This window comes from Arthrospira sp. PCC 9901 (genome assembly GCF_059013425.1).
Genome location: NZ_CP102296.1, coordinates 3,354,572 through 3,370,262, shown reverse-complemented (window position 1 = coordinate 3,370,262; position 15,691 = coordinate 3,354,572). Strand labels below are relative to the sequence as shown.

16 protein-coding genes are annotated in these 15,691 nt (G+C 50.8%); 10 read left to right on the top strand and 6 right to left on the bottom strand.

The window, feature by feature from the left end; all coding sequences use genetic code 11:
* Nucleotides 1-242 precede the first annotated feature (242 nt).
* Complete coding sequence (locus tag NLZ44_RS14715; protein ID WP_493750265.1) at nucleotides 243-3,161, top strand: calcium-translocating P-type ATPase, PMCA-type; 2,919 nt, start codon at nucleotides 243-245, stop codon at nucleotides 3,159-3,161.
* Nucleotides 3,162-3,210: 49 nt separating this feature from the next.
* Here NLZ44_RS14715 and NLZ44_RS14710 read toward each other — a convergent pair whose 3' ends face one another.
* Genes NLZ44_RS14710 through NLZ44_RS14700 form a run of 3 tightly spaced genes read right to left on the bottom strand, consistent with a single transcriptional unit; the run spans nucleotide 3,211 to nucleotide 4,236 of the window.
* On the bottom strand, nucleotides 3,211-3,546 hold the full coding sequence (locus NLZ44_RS14710; protein WP_493750264.1) for a hypothetical protein: 336 nt from the start codon (nucleotides 3,544-3,546) through the stop codon (nucleotides 3,211-3,213).
* Entirely contained in the window at nucleotides 3,533-3,976 is a 444-nt protein-coding gene (locus NLZ44_RS14705) for a type II toxin-antitoxin system VapC family toxin (protein WP_493750263.1), read from the bottom strand. Before NLZ44_RS14705 ends, NLZ44_RS14710 begins: the two co-directional genes overlap by 14 nt.
* Complete coding sequence (locus tag NLZ44_RS14700) at nucleotides 3,976-4,236, bottom strand: hypothetical protein (protein WP_493750262.1); 261 nt, start codon at nucleotides 4,234-4,236, stop codon at nucleotides 3,976-3,978. The genes NLZ44_RS14705 and NLZ44_RS14700 overlap by 1 nt, the downstream gene beginning before the upstream one ends.
* Nucleotides 4,237-4,410: 174 nt before the next feature.
* Here NLZ44_RS14700 and NLZ44_RS14695 point away from each other — a divergent pair, with 174 nt between their 5' ends.
* The gene (locus NLZ44_RS14695) at nucleotides 4,411-4,788 is read left to right on the top strand and encodes a hypothetical protein (protein WP_493750261.1); all 378 of its coding nucleotides are present in this window, start codon (nucleotides 4,411-4,413) and stop codon (nucleotides 4,786-4,788) included.
* Here the strand turns inward: NLZ44_RS14695 and NLZ44_RS14690 are convergent.
* Together NLZ44_RS14690 and NLZ44_RS14685 are read right to left on the bottom strand one after the other, a co-directional pair.
* Nucleotides 4,762-5,154, bottom strand: a complete 393-nt coding sequence (locus NLZ44_RS14690; protein WP_493750260.1) for a type II toxin-antitoxin system death-on-curing family toxin — start codon at nucleotides 5,152-5,154, stop codon at nucleotides 4,762-4,764. The two genes, NLZ44_RS14695 and NLZ44_RS14690, sit on opposite strands and share 27 nt — an antisense overlap.
* Nucleotides 5,141-5,326, bottom strand: a complete 186-nt coding sequence (locus NLZ44_RS14685; RefSeq protein ID WP_493750259.1) for a DUF2281 domain-containing protein — start codon at nucleotides 5,324-5,326, stop codon at nucleotides 5,141-5,143. Before NLZ44_RS14685 ends, NLZ44_RS14690 begins: the two co-directional genes overlap by 14 nt.
* A 567-nt stretch (nucleotides 5,327-5,893) precedes the next feature.
* On the opposite strand from NLZ44_RS14685, the gene NLZ44_RS14680 reads away from it, so the two are divergent.
* The 4 genes from NLZ44_RS14680 (at nucleotide 5,894) to NLZ44_RS14665 (ending at nucleotide 7,732) form a co-directional block, all read left to right on the top strand.
* Nucleotides 5,894-6,172 (top strand): hypothetical protein, encoded by a 279-nt coding sequence (locus NLZ44_RS14680; RefSeq protein WP_493750258.1) that lies wholly within the window; start codon nucleotides 5,894-5,896, stop codon nucleotides 6,170-6,172.
* Between the two features lie 602 nt (nucleotides 6,173-6,774).
* The gene (locus NLZ44_RS14675; RefSeq protein ID WP_493750257.1) at nucleotides 6,775-6,948 is read left to right on the top strand and encodes a hypothetical protein; all 174 of its coding nucleotides are present in this window, start codon (nucleotides 6,775-6,777) and stop codon (nucleotides 6,946-6,948) included.
* A 112-nt stretch (nucleotides 6,949-7,060) separates the two neighbouring features.
* Entirely contained in the window at nucleotides 7,061-7,453 is a 393-nt protein-coding gene (locus NLZ44_RS14670) for an RNA polymerase sigma factor (protein WP_493750256.1), read from the top strand.
* A gap of 36 nt (nucleotides 7,454-7,489) precedes the next feature.
* The gene (locus NLZ44_RS14665) at nucleotides 7,490-7,732 is read left to right on the top strand and encodes a hypothetical protein (protein ID WP_493750255.1); all 243 of its coding nucleotides are present in this window, start codon (nucleotides 7,490-7,492) and stop codon (nucleotides 7,730-7,732) included.
* A 458-nt stretch (nucleotides 7,733-8,190) separates the two neighbouring features.
* Here NLZ44_RS14665 and NLZ44_RS14660 read toward each other — a convergent pair whose 3' ends face one another.
* Complete coding sequence (locus NLZ44_RS14660; RefSeq protein ID WP_493750254.1) at nucleotides 8,191-8,322, bottom strand: hypothetical protein; 132 nt, start codon at nucleotides 8,320-8,322, stop codon at nucleotides 8,191-8,193.
* 58 nt (nucleotides 8,323-8,380) lie between these two features.
* Here NLZ44_RS14660 and NLZ44_RS14655 point away from each other — a divergent pair, with 58 nt between their 5' ends.
* The 4 genes from NLZ44_RS14655 (at nucleotide 8,381) to NLZ44_RS14640 (ending at nucleotide 15,682) form a co-directional block, all read left to right on the top strand.
* A complete protein-coding gene (locus tag NLZ44_RS14655) occupies nucleotides 8,381-8,785 on the top strand; it encodes a hypothetical protein (RefSeq protein ID WP_493750253.1) in 405 nt (134 codons plus the stop codon).
* A gap of 132 nt (nucleotides 8,786-8,917) precedes the next feature.
* Nucleotides 8,918-10,945, top strand: coding sequence for a TIGR03032 family protein (locus NLZ44_RS14650; protein WP_493750252.1), 2,028 nt, complete (start codon nucleotides 8,918-8,920; stop codon nucleotides 10,943-10,945).
* Nucleotides 10,946-11,202: 257 nt separating this feature from the next.
* The gene (locus NLZ44_RS14645) at nucleotides 11,203-13,245 is read left to right on the top strand and encodes an FG-GAP-like repeat-containing protein (protein ID WP_493750251.1); all 2,043 of its coding nucleotides are present in this window, start codon (nucleotides 11,203-11,205) and stop codon (nucleotides 13,243-13,245) included.
* A 304-nt stretch (nucleotides 13,246-13,549) separates the two neighbouring features.
* Entirely contained in the window at nucleotides 13,550-15,682 is a 2,133-nt protein-coding gene (locus tag NLZ44_RS14640; RefSeq protein ID WP_493750250.1) for a hypothetical protein, read from the top strand.
* Nucleotides 15,683-15,691: the final 9 nt, after the last annotated feature.

Here is a 15,691-nt window from a genome sequence, read left to right as displayed (position 1 = left end):
GTTCCCCGATCTGAGGGGAAAGTGGTATAGTTAAATTGAAGCCGGAGTCAAGATATGTAATCAGTTAAGTATTTTAGCTGATGAAGTTAACAGACGATCGCAATTTAATCGAGTTCTCATTTGTGCAAATGGGAATACATAAGCCGATATTTGACTAGGCTGATGCCAATATAAGACGGTGATTTTTAAGATAACACAATCTGATTTTTCTCAGTATAGATGCTAATATAGGAGCCTCGCCGATGACCACGATCCATGACCAGCGCCAAGAAATCCATCACTTAAAAGGATTAACTCCCCCAGAGGTAGAGACAAGTCGCCAAACTAACGGTAGTAATGTCATGACTCCCCCACCAAGGGAAGCAGCTTGGCGGCAATTTTTGGGAAAGTTTGATGATCCGGTGATTCGGATTTTGATTATGGCGGCGGCGATCGCCATTAGTTTAGGAATAGTTAATGGCAATTATGTAGAAGGAATTGGTATTATTGTAGCGATCGCCTTAGCCACTACCCTAGCTTTCTTAAACGAGTATAAAGCCAATCAAGAATTTGATATTCTCAACCGGATGAATGATGAAGTCCCCATCAAAGTAATCCGAGATCATAGTTTTACCACCATTCCCAAAAAAGATATAGTAGTCGGTGATATTGTGATCATCGAATTGGGGGACGAAATCCCCGCCGATGGTCAATTAGTCGAAGCCGTTTCGCTGCGGGTAAATGAAGCCAGCTTAACCGGAGAATCAGAAGCCGTCAAAAAGTTAGGCAAATCGCAATTAGAAGCCAGTGGCGAACTTCCCGATAGCGCCTATCCTCCCGATCGCTTATTACGAGGAACAGTAGTTACAGACGGTCATGGCACCTTTGAAGTCACCGCTGTTGGCGATAGTACAGAAATCGGTCAAACCGCGCAATTAGTGTGCGAAATCACCAATATAGACACCCCCCTAAAACAGCAATTAGACCGCCTCAGTCGCTTAATTGGAGTCCTAGGGTTAGCCATTGCCGTTTTAATTGATATAGCCTTAGTGGTGCGCGGTATCCTCACCGGAAACCTTAACCTAAGCCTAGGACAGTGGTATATAGTCGCCCTAGCTGTTACCAGTTTAATCATTACCCTAGTTAGGGTATGGTTACCCATTGTTTATGATGGTTTAGAAATCTCAGGTTATGAGGCGACTGTGCCAGAATGGTTAGAAGATGATCACGCCATTGGCTGGGTGAAATCAACCTTAATAGGTTTGTTAGTTTTTGGGGTGGGAATTGCGATCGGTTATGGAGGCAATTTTATTCCCGATAATGTTAGTGATTGGATTCCCGCATCAGCCGCCACTGAGTTTGTCACCTACTTTATGATTGCGGTGGCGGTGATTGTGGTCGCTGTCCCGGAAGGTCTGGCGCTAAGTGTCACCCTCAGCCTCGCCTATAGCATGAGGAAAATGACCAAACAAAATAACCTCGTGCGAAGGATGCACGCCTGCGAAACCATTGGCGCGGCTACGGTTATTTGTTCTGATAAAACCGGAACTTTAACCATGAATAAAATGCAGGTACAAGAGATAAATTTCCCCAGTTTCAGCCACGATATTCCCAGTGATTTATTAACCGAAGCCATAGCCGCCAACAGTACCGCCAACTTAGAACAACATGAGAACCAAAAATCTAAGGCGATCGGGAATCCCACCGAGGCGGCGCTGTTGTTATGGTTAGAACAAAATCAGATTGATTATCTCTCCGAACGCAATAGGTTTGAGGTTAAACAACAACTAGCTTTTACCCCCGATCTGAAATATATGGTGACCCTGGGAATATCAGCTATCAATAATCAGGAGATAATGCACATCAAAGGCGCTCCCGATATTGTCCTAGGTCATTGTTCCTCCTATTTGTCGGAAAAGGGCGTAATTACCCTCACCCCAGAATCCAGAAGATTGATTTCTCAGGAGTTAAAAAACTGCGATGCGGGAGGAATGCGAACCCTGGGATTTGCTTATATCCCTCAACCGCAACTCGAAGGGGATGATTTGAATGTAGACGATCGCCAAGATGTAGTATGGTTAGGATTTGTGGCGATCGCCGATCCGGTACGTCCAGAAGTTCCCGAAGCCGTCCGCCAATGTCGCCAAGCCGGAATTGATATTAAAATGATTACCGGCGATAGTCTGCTAACCGCCGCCCAAATTGGTAGTCAAATTGGGATTATCGATGAAAACGACACCAGCGAGGCTTATATTACCGGAAGCCAACTCCGAGAAATGGATGATGAACTCGCCAGCAAAACCCTCAAAAAAGTGCGGGTAATAGGTCGCGCTCGTCCTCAAGATAAACAGCGCATCGTCCAACTATTACAGGCTCAAGGAGAGGTGGTAGCCGTTACCGGAGACGGAACCAATGATGCGGCGGCTCTCAATCAAGCCCAAGTCGGTTTAGCCATGGGTAGCGGCACTTTTGTGGCCAAAGAAGCCAGCGATATTATCCTGTTAGATGACTCTTTTCGGAGTGTCAAACAGGCAGTTTTATGGGGGCGATCGCTCTATCAAAACATCCAAAAATTCATCTTGTTTCAACTCACAATTAATGTGGTCGCCTGCATTATTGCCCTGTTAGGACCTTTTATCGGCATTAACCTACCCTTTACCGTAATTCAGCTTTTGTGGGTAAACCTAATTATGGATACCTTCGCCGCCCTCGCCTTAGCCACAGAACCCCCCAGCGAAAGGGTGATGGAAGTACCACCCAGAAACCCGGAAGACTTTATTATCTCCCCAGCCATGTCATCCTCAATCTTTACTGTGGGGGCAGCTTTTTTAGTGATTCTGGTCGGGTTTCTACTGTATATCCAATCTGATCATCAGGTAACAGCCTATGAACTCTCACTATTTTTCACCAGTTTTGTGATGCTGCAATTCTGGAATTTATTTAATGCCAAATGCTTCGGTTCCAAGGATTCCGTCTTATCCCAACTCTGGCAAAATCCTAGTTTTTTGGTGATCGCCGGAGTCATTTTCATCGGACAAATTCTGATTGTTCAATTTGGCGGCAGCATTTTCCGAACTGTTCCCCTGTGTCTGACAGACTGGTTATGGATTATAGGCGGAACCTCCCTCGTCCTGTGGATTGGTGAATCAAATCGGGCGATCGTCCGCTGGAGAAAAGGTTAATCAACTCTGAGAAACCGGGTATCTTATCTACATCTTAGGTACAGCTTGTTTACCAGTCGCTTAATACATTGCCCCTCACCCTAAATCCCTCTCCCTTTGTGGGAGAGGGACTTTGAGAGGTGATAATATGATTTCTGAACAGGCTGTAAGATACCAAAGCGATCGCCCTAAACCTGGCTCCCACAGAGGGAGAGGGACTTGGAGAGGTGATAATATGATTTCTGAACAGGCTGTAAGATACCAAAGCGATCGCCCTAAACCTGGCTCCCACAGAGGGAGAGGGACTTGGAGAGGTGATAATATGATTTCTGAACAGGCTGTAAGATACCAAAGCGATCGCCCTAAACCCCCTTTCTTTTGCTGCCCAAAATTTACGATCGCACATCCATCGGATGCACTGCCGTCACTTCCCCATAGCGGGCAAAATCCCTGATATTAAAAGTCAGAATATGAGTCAATCCATGTACAAGCATTGCTGCCACCAACCGCGCATCATGGACATTAACTCCCCTCACCCCATAAGTCAGCACCAACCTTTCCCACTCCGAATAAATGGCTAACCTATCCGGTAATAGCAAAAAAAGCCCTTTTAATCGATTGACTTCAGCAGCCGCTTCCGTTGGGGTATGTCCTAAACCATTCTTATCTACAGGGCGGGTGTAAACATTCCAAAACTCGATTAAATTTTGGGGAATGATACAAACATCTCCCCCTTGTGCAAGCAGAATATTTGTCGCTGTTACTGCATCGGCGTACATGGAATGATTAGCGTCTGCGCTCCGCAACAGAATATTAGTATCAATCAAAAATGACATTAACCCCTTTCTCCATAAATGCTTTCTCGGCTAATCGCTTCATCGGATAAAGAGGGCTGGTTGCGCGGGTGACTCGCTGCCCATTCCCGAAACGCTTTCGCCCTTTCTTCTGGAGTCGCCGTTTCATAAAAAGGACGATCTTTCCCCGCCGCTGAGGTTTCCTGCTGGTGTGCTTTCAGCTTCTCCTCTAAAAGCGATCGCTCTTCTGGGGAAAGCGATTGAACCACTAGGGCTAAAGATTCGACTAATTTAATATTCATAAACTTTCCTATCCCTGAGAAACCCCGTTTTTTATCTACATCTTAGCTAAAGTAGGTTGGTGTAGGTTGGTGTAGGTTGGGTGAAGCATAGCGAAACCCAACACCCCCTGGGTCTGGTGAACCATCGCGAAACCCAACACCCTGTGGGAAACATATACCCGTTGTTGGGTTCCGTTGCACTCCACCCAACCTACCCAGAGCGATCGCACCTACCTGGGAGAATCCCAAATTCACTGTGGGAAACATATACCCGTTGTTGGGTTCCGTTGCACTCCACCCAACCTACCCAGAGCGATCGCACCTACCTGGGGGAATCCCAAATTCACTGTGGGAAACATATACCCGTTGTTGGGTTCCGTTGCACTCCACCCAACCTACCCAGAGCGATCGCACCTACCTGGGGGAATCCCAAATTCACTGTGGGAAACATATACCCGTTGTTGGGTTCCGTTGCACTCCACCCAACCTACCCAGAGCGATCGCACCTACCTGGGGGAATCCCAAATTCACTATTCCATTTTTTCCTCATATCGGCTGCACAACCTGAACTAACTCATCAACCAAACCAGCCTTGTCTAACTCTTTCCGCACTACCCGCAGCACCAGCATATAAGCATCATCATCTGTAACCGCCAACCTGTAACCATTTACCCGCAAAAAAACATCCATAACGGCAAAAGCCGTGCGTTTATTACCATCAACAAACGGATGATTCATCGCCAGATGATAAAGATAAGCCGCTGCTTGTTCTGTGATCGTGTTATGCAGCAGCTCCCCAGCAAAGCTAACTTTAGGTTGTGCTAAAGCCGAGTCTAATAGCCCCTCGTCCCGTAGTCCAAGGGTGCCGCCAAAACTCTCAATTTGGTCAGCATGAATCGATAACACATCATCGCGAGTAATAAAATTAGGAGTTAGCAAGGCGACGATAAACCTCCTGGCGCTCCTGTTTGGATTCTAAATAAGCCTCCCAGACAGGATTGCCAGAAATCTGGCGTTTTACCAGCTTCGTTGTATGGCTAATCACCTCCAATTGTTCCTCTGGGTTCAGTTGCTCAATTTCCCGTAACACTTGCGCTAATAACGGACTCATAACCCCAACCTCCTGAGATTTTCCTAACGGGTTGCTTCTAGTGTAGTTGGTGTAGGTTGGGTGAAGCATAGCGAAACCCAACACCCCCTGGGTCAACATATACCCCTTTCCCCAGCCAAGAAACCCGGTTTTTTGGAAAAACCGGGTTTCTGAGAACCTCCTTGGGGGAACCCAACACCCTGTGGGAAACATATACCCGTTGTTGGGTTCCGTTGCACTCCACCCAACCTACCCAGAGCGATCGCACCTACCTGGGGGAATCCCAAATTCACTGTAACACTTGCGCTAATAACCGACTCATAAGTTGCGTCCTAAGCGATCGCTAAAACCCGGTTTCTTTGAATGCCAAAAAAGCGATCGCTCCCCAAGGATGGTCACCATTTGGCCGGGAATTTCCGTATTGTTACGGAGTCAATACCCTCCCAGGGTATTTTGCTGGAATTTTGGCCGGCTAGTAGGTTGGTGTAGGTTGGGTGAAGCATAGCGAAACCCAACACCCCCTGGGTCTGGTGAACCATCGCGAAACCCAACACCCTGTGGGAAACATATACCCGTTGTTGGGTTCCGTTGCACTCCACCCAACCTACCCAGAGCGATCGCACCTACCTGGGAGAATCCCAAATTCACTGTGGGAAACATATACCCGTTGTTGGGTTCCGTTGCACTCCACCCAACCTACCCAGAGCGATCGCACCTACCTGGGGGAATCCCAAATTCACACATCACCCGTGGGTTGGTGTAGGTGTAGGTTGGGTGAAGCATAGCGAAACCCAACACCCCCTGGGTCAACATATACCCCTTTCCCCAGCCAAGAAACCCGGTTTTTCCCAAAAACCGGGTTTCTGAGAACCTCCTTGGGGGAACCCAACACCCTGTGGGAAACATATACCCGCTGTTGGGTTCCGTTGCACTCCACCCAACCTACCCAGAGCTACCCAGAGCGATCGCACCTACCTGGGGGAATCCCAAATTCACTGTAACACTTGCGCTAATAACCGACTCATAAGTTGCGTCCTAAGCGATCGCTAAAACCCGTTTCTTTGAATGCCAAAAAAGCGATCGCTCCCCAAGGATGGTCACCATTTGGCCGGGAATTTCCGTATTGTTACGGAGTCAATACCCTCCCAGGGTATTTTGCTGGAATTTGAAGTAGTAAGTTCAAAAAGTTGCACAAATCGGATATAAATTTTCGGAAGAGTGGGTTATAATAATTCCAGAGCCAGAACAATAAGGGTAGAATTATCGTCCCAGCCAGTTCAAGATATATGCTCTAAGATTGCAATTTTTGCCAATCATTATCATCATTAACCACATTACCAAGTAGTTAATCTGCGGCTAATGTGAGGCGGTGTTCTGTTGGCAAAATATATTCAAGAGGGTGCGGGTTTTGAGCGATCGTGACACATCACGGATTGCGAGAAAAATTACATATATCTAAGGTATATCCAATGATTTATCAACCCTTGAGTTGCCTTTTCCCCATCAGGCAGATGCGATGCACTGAGTGCGATCCTGAGCCTGTAGAAGTCCAAGCAGAAGTGCTTTTGGAACAGATTTTAGAACTGTTGGTGGAAGTGCTTGTAGAAGAACCTGTGGAAGTTATTCCTGAAGTAGATGAGTGAATTCGGCGTAAGCGAACCGAACCCTTATGGCTGATTCATTTATTAATTTAGGAGGTATATATCAGGGTGTATATATGCTTGGTTTCTTTTAGTAAAACCCTCATGAAAAACCGTGAACAACTTTGAAACAAACAATGGTAGTGCTGAAGTACCTGTAGAGTTTTGGCAACAATGGCTAGAGCATAGAGACTATCTCTGGCGTTGTTGTCTGAGAAAAATTGGCAACCCCATTGAGGCTGAAGATGCCCTCAGTGAAGCCCTTTTGAAAGCTCAAAAAGAACTGCTAAAACGCACCAAACCGATTAGGAACTGGAAGCATTGGTTAGCTAGAGTAACCTGGAATCATTGTACAGATATCCTCAGAAGGCGCGATCGCCAACGATTGAAAGTTGAGAATGTCGATCCGATCGCTTTAGCTGATGAATGGGGAAGTCCCGAACCCACGCCGGAACAGATTTGTATGGGCTGGGAACTGGAAGAATTTTTAGATTGCGTCATGGAGTAATTACCGCCGAAACAGCGGAAAACCTTGATTCTCTATGTGAAACAACAGCAATCTTATCCAGAAATCGGCAGCAAACTTCACCTGTCGATGATCAACGTCCGTAAGCGCATTTCCCAAGCCAGGTCGATAGTGTACGATCGCTTGGAAAGCTACGACAGCGACACCTACAGTCTGGCGGGGGAGTTCCGGAAGAGGGTACAACAGAGGAAAACGGAAAGGACGATTGAAAACGACGGGCCAACTGACCCCCCTCCCGACCCAGAAAGCCCAGACAAGTAGGTTGGGTGAAGCATAGGAAACCCAACACCTGTAGGTTGGTGTAGGTTGGGTGAAGCACAGCGAAACCCAACACCCCGTGGGTCCGGTGAAGCATCGCGAAACCCAGCACCCCGTGGGTAAACATATACCCTTTCCCAGGCCAAGAAACCCGGTTTTTCCCAAAAACGGGGTTTCTGAGAACCCCCTTGGGGGAACCCAAAATTCACAGTTCACCCCCCAAAAACGTCTAATAAGTGAACGCCAAAAAACTCTTGTGGAACCAGGGCTTGGCTCGATCGCCTAAATAGCATATCTGGAAAATCGCATCTACCTGGGGGAACCAAAATTCACAGTTCACCCCCCAAAAACGTCTAATAAGTGAACGCCAAAAAACTCTTGTGGAATCAGGGCTTGGCTCGATCGCCTCAATCGCATATCTGGAAAATCGCATCTACCTGGGGGAACCCAAAATTCACAGTTCACCCCCCAAAAACGTCTAATAAGTGAACGCCAAAAAACTCTTGTGGAATCAGGGCTTGGCTCGATCGCCTAAATAGCATATCTGGAAGGCGATCGCATCTACCTGGGGGAACCCAAAATTCACAGTTCACCCCCCAAAAAACGTCTAATAGATAGATCCGAAAAACCTCTTGTGGAGTACAAAAAAATATGATTCGTCGTTTAGTCGCCCTTACCAGTCTCGTCGTCCTGAGCACCTTCGGAATCTCCACCGCCGCCCGGGCTGGCGAGGGGGGCGTAGCCGGTTCCGCCGCCTTCACAGTTGACGGAACCGCCGTCACGGGAGTGGCCGTCTCCGCCGCCGTCGGTAAGGAATTTGCTGCAGCCCACTCTTTTAACTACGACGGCAGCAACGACAATGGTTTGCAGAACTCTGCTTTTGCGATCGGTGCTGCGGGTGTAGTCAGTATAGCTGGTCTTGGCGACCCGGCGGGCTTCACCTTGGATATGTTTGAAGATGGCGATCGCGACACGGCCCAGGCCAACCAATTCACCGCCGGATACACCATTCAAATCGGAACCCAGTCCGGAAACACTTTGGTTGAGGCTCCGTAGAACTGCGGCAGTGGGTTGGCTCGGACTATTTCTAGCCAACCGCTCCATTGGATTGACAAAAAACCGGGTGCAGATGCCATCTCGCCCTCGAAGCTGGAAACAGCGTTGAGCTTCCTTTACTCACTTCCTCCCATGTCAGTTTCTCCCTCCGTCAATATGGTCGGCTCCCCCCATCTGGGGACTTGGTTGCGAGAGCAACAGTTGAGCCTGGGATTTACCACCTATCAAACCAACCGGCTCTTTTTGATGGGCGCGACTCCAGAAGCCCAACTCGCCGTTCACGAACGGCTGTTCGACAAACCGATGGGATTTTATGCCACCGACAGCCAGCTCTATATGAGTACCCGCTATCAAATTTGGCGGTTCGACAATTGTTTGGGTGCCGGAGAAACTTACAAAGGGAGCGATCGCCTTTACGTCCCCAGCATCAGCTACACCACCGGCAACTTAAACGTCCACGATGTCGTAATAGACAATTCACAAAAACTGCTATTTGTCAATACCGACTTCAGTTGTTTGGCAACAGTCCAACCCGGTTGTAGCTTCGTCCCCCTCTGGAAACCGCCCTTTATCAGCAAGCTAGTGGCCGAAGACCGCTGTCACCTGAACGGATTGGCAATGGTGGACGGCCAGCCTACCTATATGACCGCTTGCAGCGCCACCGACGGCGCCGCCGGGTGGCGCAACTGCCGACAGGATGGGGGAATCGTCCTGCACGTTCCCAGCAACGAAATCCTTGCCGCCAACCTGTCCATGCCCCACTCTCCCCGCTGGTATCGGAACAAGCTGTGGCTGCTCAACTCCGGCACCGGAGAACTGGGCTACATCGACGGCGAGAAATTCCAACCCATCATCTTTTGTCCCGGTTTTGTCAGGGGTCTGGCCTTTTGGCACAACTATGCCATCGTCGGACTCTCCAAATTGCGGTCTGCTAACTTCACCGGACTGGCTCTAGAAACCAAGCTGGCTGCCCTGGGCAAAGAACCCCAGTGCGGGTTGATGGTGGTTGACCTCGACAGCGGTCAAATCGCCCACTGGCTGCACGTTGATGGCGCGGTGGAGGAACTGTTCGATATCGTTATTATCCCCGGAACCGGCAATCCCCAGGCTTTGGGCTTCCAGGGAGAAGACATCGAGCGGCTGATTACCTTTCCCGGTTCGGGAGGTATCGTCACCAGCAAGCCCACGGTCGTCCGTCCGGGCATCGGGGAAGCGCCCCCCGTCCCCGGACTGCCAACCCAGGAGCGGTTGCAGTTGGAAACCCAGGCCGCTTCCATTCCCAGCGGGCCGGTCAACTTTCAGCAGGTTTACCACCTCAACCCGGAAAACCTGGCCCCCTACGACGGCATGACCTTTCCCAGCCTCCAGAAACGCTGGCAGAGCAAGCCCAGGCGGGGCGAGTTGGTGGGAGTGTCGGCCTCCGTCGGCGGGGACATGGTGGGTTTGGCCGTGGCGGAGTTGTTGCCCGACTCCGGGGCGGAACTGCTGTCCCTGTTTGTCCTGCCGGCCTGCCGCCGTCGGGGCATTGGCACCCAACTCTTGATTCAGTTGGGCAAGGCCCTCAAACAACAGGACTGCCCCGAAGCGGCGGTGATGTATCGAGTCAGTCCCCTCACCGAGGCGGCTTTGGAGCCGATGCTGTCTAAATTGGGCTGGCAGCCGCCCCGGCAGACTTTTCTGCTCATGCAAACCACCACCGAGCGCATTGCCCGAGCGCCTTGGCTGGGCAAGTATCCCTTGGGGGAAGGGTTCGACCTGTTTCCCTGGGCGGAATTGACCCCGGACGACCACCGGCAGTTGGAGCACCTGGATTTTCCCCCCTCCCTGTCTCCTCTGGGCGACATGAAACGCTTGGAACCCTCGAACAGTCTGGGGTTGCGCCACCGGGGGCAACTGGTGGGGTGGATGGTGACGCATCGGGTGGCGTCCGATACCATCCGCTATTCGAGTCTGTTTGTCGCCGAGAAGTTTCGGGCGCGGGCGCGGGGCATTGCTTTGCTCTCGGCGGCCATTCAACGCCAAATTGCCAGCCCGGTTGCCAAGGGGACTTTTGCCGTGGCTCCCGAAAGCGTGGCGATGTTGCGGTTCGTGCGGCGACATTTGCAGCCCTACCTGACGGGGATGAGCGAGTCGCGGCGGACGACAATTTCGCTGAATTAGAACAGTCTGTAGTGGACCGACACGGCGAAAAATGTGCTTGAGCGTAGTGGACCGACTGAACTGCGGAACCCAACATTAGTCCCCCTGTAGGTTGGGTGAAAAAAAGCGAAACCCAACACCATAGTGGAACCCGGTTTTTTCAAAGGTCAAGAAACCCAATTTTTTGGAAAAACCGGGTTGCTGAGAACCCGCGAACCCCCGCGCAACCCAACACGCAAGCCAAATTACAACCAAACAAAAAAAAAGGAGAAACACCAATGTCAACACCAAACTTTATCGCCCCCCAAATCAACCCCTTCGGCTTGACCACTGTGGAATCTGTCAGCAATCTCACCTTCGCCGATATCGATGACGACGGCGACCTGGATGCTTTTCTGGGAGAAAAATACGGCGATATCTATTACTACGAAAACACCGGTACTGCCAGCAGCCCATCCTTTGCCGCCCCCCAAACCAACCCCTTCGGTCTGACCGATGTGGGGTCTTACACTACCCCCACCTTTGCCGATATCGATGGCGACGGCGACCTGGATGCTTTTGTGGGAGAATACTACGGCAATATCTATTACTACGAAAACACCGGCACTGCCAGCAGCCCATCCTTTGCCGCCCCCCAAACCAACCCCTTCGGCCTGACCGATGTGGGGTCTGACACCACCCCCACCTTTGCCGATATTGATAGCGACGGCGACCTGGATGCATTTGTGGGAGCTAGTGACGGCAACATTTATTATTACGAAAACACCGGCACTGTAGACAGCCCGGCTTTTGCCGCCCCCCAAACCAACCCCTTCGGCCTGACCAATGTGGGGTCTTACAGCAGCCCCACCTTCGCCGATATCGATGGCGACGGCAAGCTAGATGCTGTTGTCGGAGCAGATGACGGCAATACCTATTATTACCAAAACACCGGCACTGCCAGCAGCCCATCCTTTGCCGCCCCCGTTACCAACCCCTTCGGCCTGACCAATGTGGGGACTGGCAGCACCCGCACCTTCGCCGATATCGATGGCGACGGCGACCTGGATGCTTTTGTCGTAAATGGCGATAGCGAGATCTATTATTACGAAAACCGCAACGTCCCCCCCACCGACCTGACCCTCGATGTCAACACCATCGATGAAAATGTGGCCGCAGGTACGGTAGTCGGCACTTTCTCCACCACCGACCCCAACGACGCGGCGGATACCTTCACTTACGAGTTGGTGGCCGGTGCCGGAGATACGGATAACACCGCTTTCAGCATCGATGCAGCCACGGGGGAACTGAGCGTCAACGCTTCCCCCGACTACGAAACCCAGTCTTGGTACAACGTCCGCGTCCGCACCACGGACCCGGGCGGACTCAGCTACGAAGAGGGCTTCATCGTCAACGTCAACGATGTTAACGAGGCCCCCACGGCTGTCACCCTCAGCAACAATACCGTTGACGAGAAGGTAGCCGCCGGCACGACGGTGGGACGGTTGGGCACCACCGACCCCGACGCGGGGGATAGCTTCACTTACAGCTTGGCCGGGGGAACCGACGACGCCAACTTCACCATCGAGGGCGATCGACTCAAAATCAATACTTCCCCCGACCACGACACCCAGGCGACTTACAGCATTAGCGTCCAAACCACCGATTCGGGCGGTTTGAACTCTACCGAAACCCTCACTATCAACGTCAACGACATCGGCCAAACTTTGACGGGTTCGGGAATCCTGCGGGGTGGGGTTGCCGATGACAACCTGACCGGGGGCGCGGGTCGCGATCGCCTCTACGGTTACGGGGGTGACGACATCCTCAACGGCGGGGATGGGGACGACCTCCTCTATGGCGGAAACGGAGACGACGAGTTGAATGGGGGCGCGGGTCGCGATCGGCTTCGCGGCGATGCAGGTAACGACATCCTCAACGGCGGGGATGGGGACGACCTCCTCTATGGCGGTCCTGGAAACGATACCTTGATTGGCGGTCCCGGTCGCGATCGGCTCTACGGGGATGCCGGGAGCGATCTATTTATCCTGCAAGAGGGCATGGGTCCGGATATTGTCTACGACTTTGAAAATGGCGTCGATCAGATCCAAGTCTTGGATGGTACGGGAGCCACCGTGGACTTCGGCGCCCTGACCGTCACCGCCCGCAGCAGCTCGACTTTGATTGAGTACAACGGCGAAACCCTGGCCACTTTGTACCGGGTCGATGCCTCCCTGATTGATGCCGGCGATTTTGTCGGAGCAACCGAGTCCATCCCCGAAGCACCCCCCTCCATCGAACCCCCCCCCGATTGGTGGATAAATCCGGAGATGTTCGTTTAACTTCTAAATTTCCCGCCGAAAGGCATCTCATCTCAGTTACTCAGTTTTCCAATTTTCCGGTGCGTCAATTCCCATGATTGGCGCACCGTTTCTGGCGATTGATTGCACCCCATTTTCCCGATATTAAAAATATTTAATTCGTCCGGTAAAAACCGAATAAATAACGAAAAAATACATAAATATTACCCATTTTTTTGGCACCCATTTCCCCGTCTATGCTTGCCGCAATACAACAATGATTGTCCTCCCGAAATCCATCCCCAACTCAACTCGGAAATGTGTCAACACATACAACCGCACGCTTGTGGTTGCCTTAACTGTCCTCAACATGGTTGGCATCTCCCCAGCCCCGGCACAAACTCCGCCTATATCGGCCATACCCGACCCGTCTACTTCCGCCACTGACCTACAACCCTTATCCCCAAATTTGGCATCGGAACCTACCGACCCCAAATTCAACAAAACCCCCAAACCCTCTCCCCAACCGTCAGACCCCCACTATCTCATCCCCCCCCGCGTCGCTCCAGACGACCAAATTAGCACGCTGACGACCTCTTTACTGCTCAACGATATCCCCATCAGCCACCTGACCGAATGGCAGGTGAGCGGCGTGCAAGCCTTCGCTAATACCACAAATAGCGACATCGTTTTGGATGGTACTTTCAAACTTCATAGCGAGGTCATCGAAAGCCTCAGCCGAACTAATATTTACAGGGTAGACCAGCGGGGGAGTTACTTGCAACTGCGGACGGTTCCCCTGGAAAGGCGGGTGAAAACCACCACCACCGAACCCCAAACCATGAACGGTTTGGAAATTCAAATGAGTTTGACGGGGGCTTGTTTTTTCCCCGATGCTCCCAGTGAGGGACAGTGTACTTATATGCCGGGGTTGGTGACGGACCGCAACAGCATCGACCCCGACTTTTTTGTGCCAACCCGGGTTCTGCAAACTTCACAGGTGCGGGATGTCTTGGCACCGGAAACGTTAGCTTTTATACAGCTTACCGGTTTTCAAGGGGGAAGCGCCAGCCAAGCGATTGGGCTAGATTTTTACTTTCCTAATTCTGGCACTTTTCCGGGAAATAGTCAATCCCAAAGAAGCACAATTAAACGCCAAGAAGAAATCGACCTGACCATCGCCGGCACATTTTCCCGCGTGCGACAGGTGGTGAAAGCCAACGATACCGAAGCGGTTTTGGGGCGCACCATTCACGGATTTACCCTATTTTGGGATGATGAAAATCGCTGGCTAAATACGGTTATCCAAGCGGGGGCGCAATTTTTACCAGACCTCATTCCTGACCTGGAAGGGAGCGAAAATCCCCCGAATACCAGAATTAACCGTAACTTATTTTTTGCTGCTAATAATACCCGTTTACCTAGCAGTAGTTTTACGATTTATTCCGCTGGTCTGGGGCGGGCGGAAAGTTTGACTCCCGATATCAGAAGTTTGAGGGAAATTCCTGGGGCGAGTTATCACAGCGTCTGGTTGGGGCTGTCTCCGGTTATCGATCGCAGCTTCGGACGCGATCGCCTTTTTTACCGGGCGACCGGTCCCCAAATTGCTATTAGGGCGGGGGCGGAAGGGGGAGAAGATGTCGATAATCTACAGTTAATGTCTGTGGTCAATCAAGACATCTTTTCCAACGAGAATATACAGAACTTTTACGCCCAAGTTTATCTGAGTTTTTTGCGGCAAGATGTCAACTTGAACCGCCAAAGTGTTTACCTAGAACAACGGCGATATTATCCTCACCTTAGTTTAACCGGAAACTGGACGCGAAGTCAAGACATTTTCCGCTACTATACGGGGGTTATTGCTTCGGAAATGGTGAAACTTTACCTAGGGGCAGACTATACATTTAACACGACGGACGGCTGGAGTTTTCGAGGGGGTGCGATCGGCTATGTCAACCCCGATCGCGACTATTACAGCCAGGTGTTTGGGAATGCTTCCAAAAGGTTTCGCCTGGGGAATAATAGGAATTTAATCCTGTCGAGTTTTTTAAATTATGCGATCGACCGAGAAACCCGCATTGGGGATGTTGTCAGCATTTCTCCCGCCAGCGAATTAGCCTTATCGGGCCGTTTAAACTGGGGTATTTTGTCCCTCGGCGTGACCAACTATTTCGGGGATATCCTCCCCAATTCCTACGACGATCGCCTACTGATAGAATTCGCAGTCCGCCCAGTTAATAACGTCACCTTATCAGGTTATATCGCACCCATCGATAAAACCTCCAGCCGGTCGGTTTACGGTAGCACCATAAGTTGGAGACTGAAAAATCAGCCCAACAGTCCCACCCTATCAGCATCGTGGCAACATCAAGAGTATGATTATGGTAACGATGCCTTTGGGAATCGTATGTTGGTGACAGACAACATTTTTACCATCATTTTCCGGGTAGGAAATCCCCCCAATCCCTTCCCGCGTTAAAACCCAGAT

Bases quoted from the DNA above. Each gene is read 5' to 3' on its own strand.
- NLZ44_RS14715 (WP_493750265.1), top strand. From the start codon at position 243: ATGACCACGATCCATGACCAGCGCCAAGAAATCCATCACTTAAAAGGA.
- NLZ44_RS14710 (WP_493750264.1), bottom strand. From the start codon at position 3,546: ATGTGCGATCGTAAATTTTGGGCAGCAAAAGAAAGGGGGTTTAGGGCG.
- NLZ44_RS14705 (WP_493750263.1), bottom strand. From the start codon at position 3,976: ATGTCATTTTTGATTGATACTAATATTCTGTTGCGGAGCGCAGACGCT.
- NLZ44_RS14700 (WP_493750262.1), bottom strand. From the start codon at position 4,236: ATGAATATTAAATTAGTCGAATCTTTAGCCCTAGTGGTTCAATCGCTT.
- NLZ44_RS14685 (WP_493750259.1), bottom strand. From the start codon at position 5,326: ATGAGTCCGTTATTAGCGCAAGTGTTACGGGAAATTGAGCAACTGAAC.
- NLZ44_RS14675 (WP_493750257.1), top strand. From the start codon at position 6,775: ATGATTTATCAACCCTTGAGTTGCCTTTTCCCCATCAGGCAGATGCGA.
- NLZ44_RS14655 (WP_493750253.1), top strand. From the start codon at position 8,381: ATGATTCGTCGTTTAGTCGCCCTTACCAGTCTCGTCGTCCTGAGCACC.
- NLZ44_RS14650 (WP_493750252.1), top strand. From the start codon at position 8,918: ATGTCAGTTTCTCCCTCCGTCAATATGGTCGGCTCCCCCCATCTGGGG.
- NLZ44_RS14645 (WP_493750251.1), top strand. From the start codon at position 11,203: ATGTCAACACCAAACTTTATCGCCCCCCAAATCAACCCCTTCGGCTTG.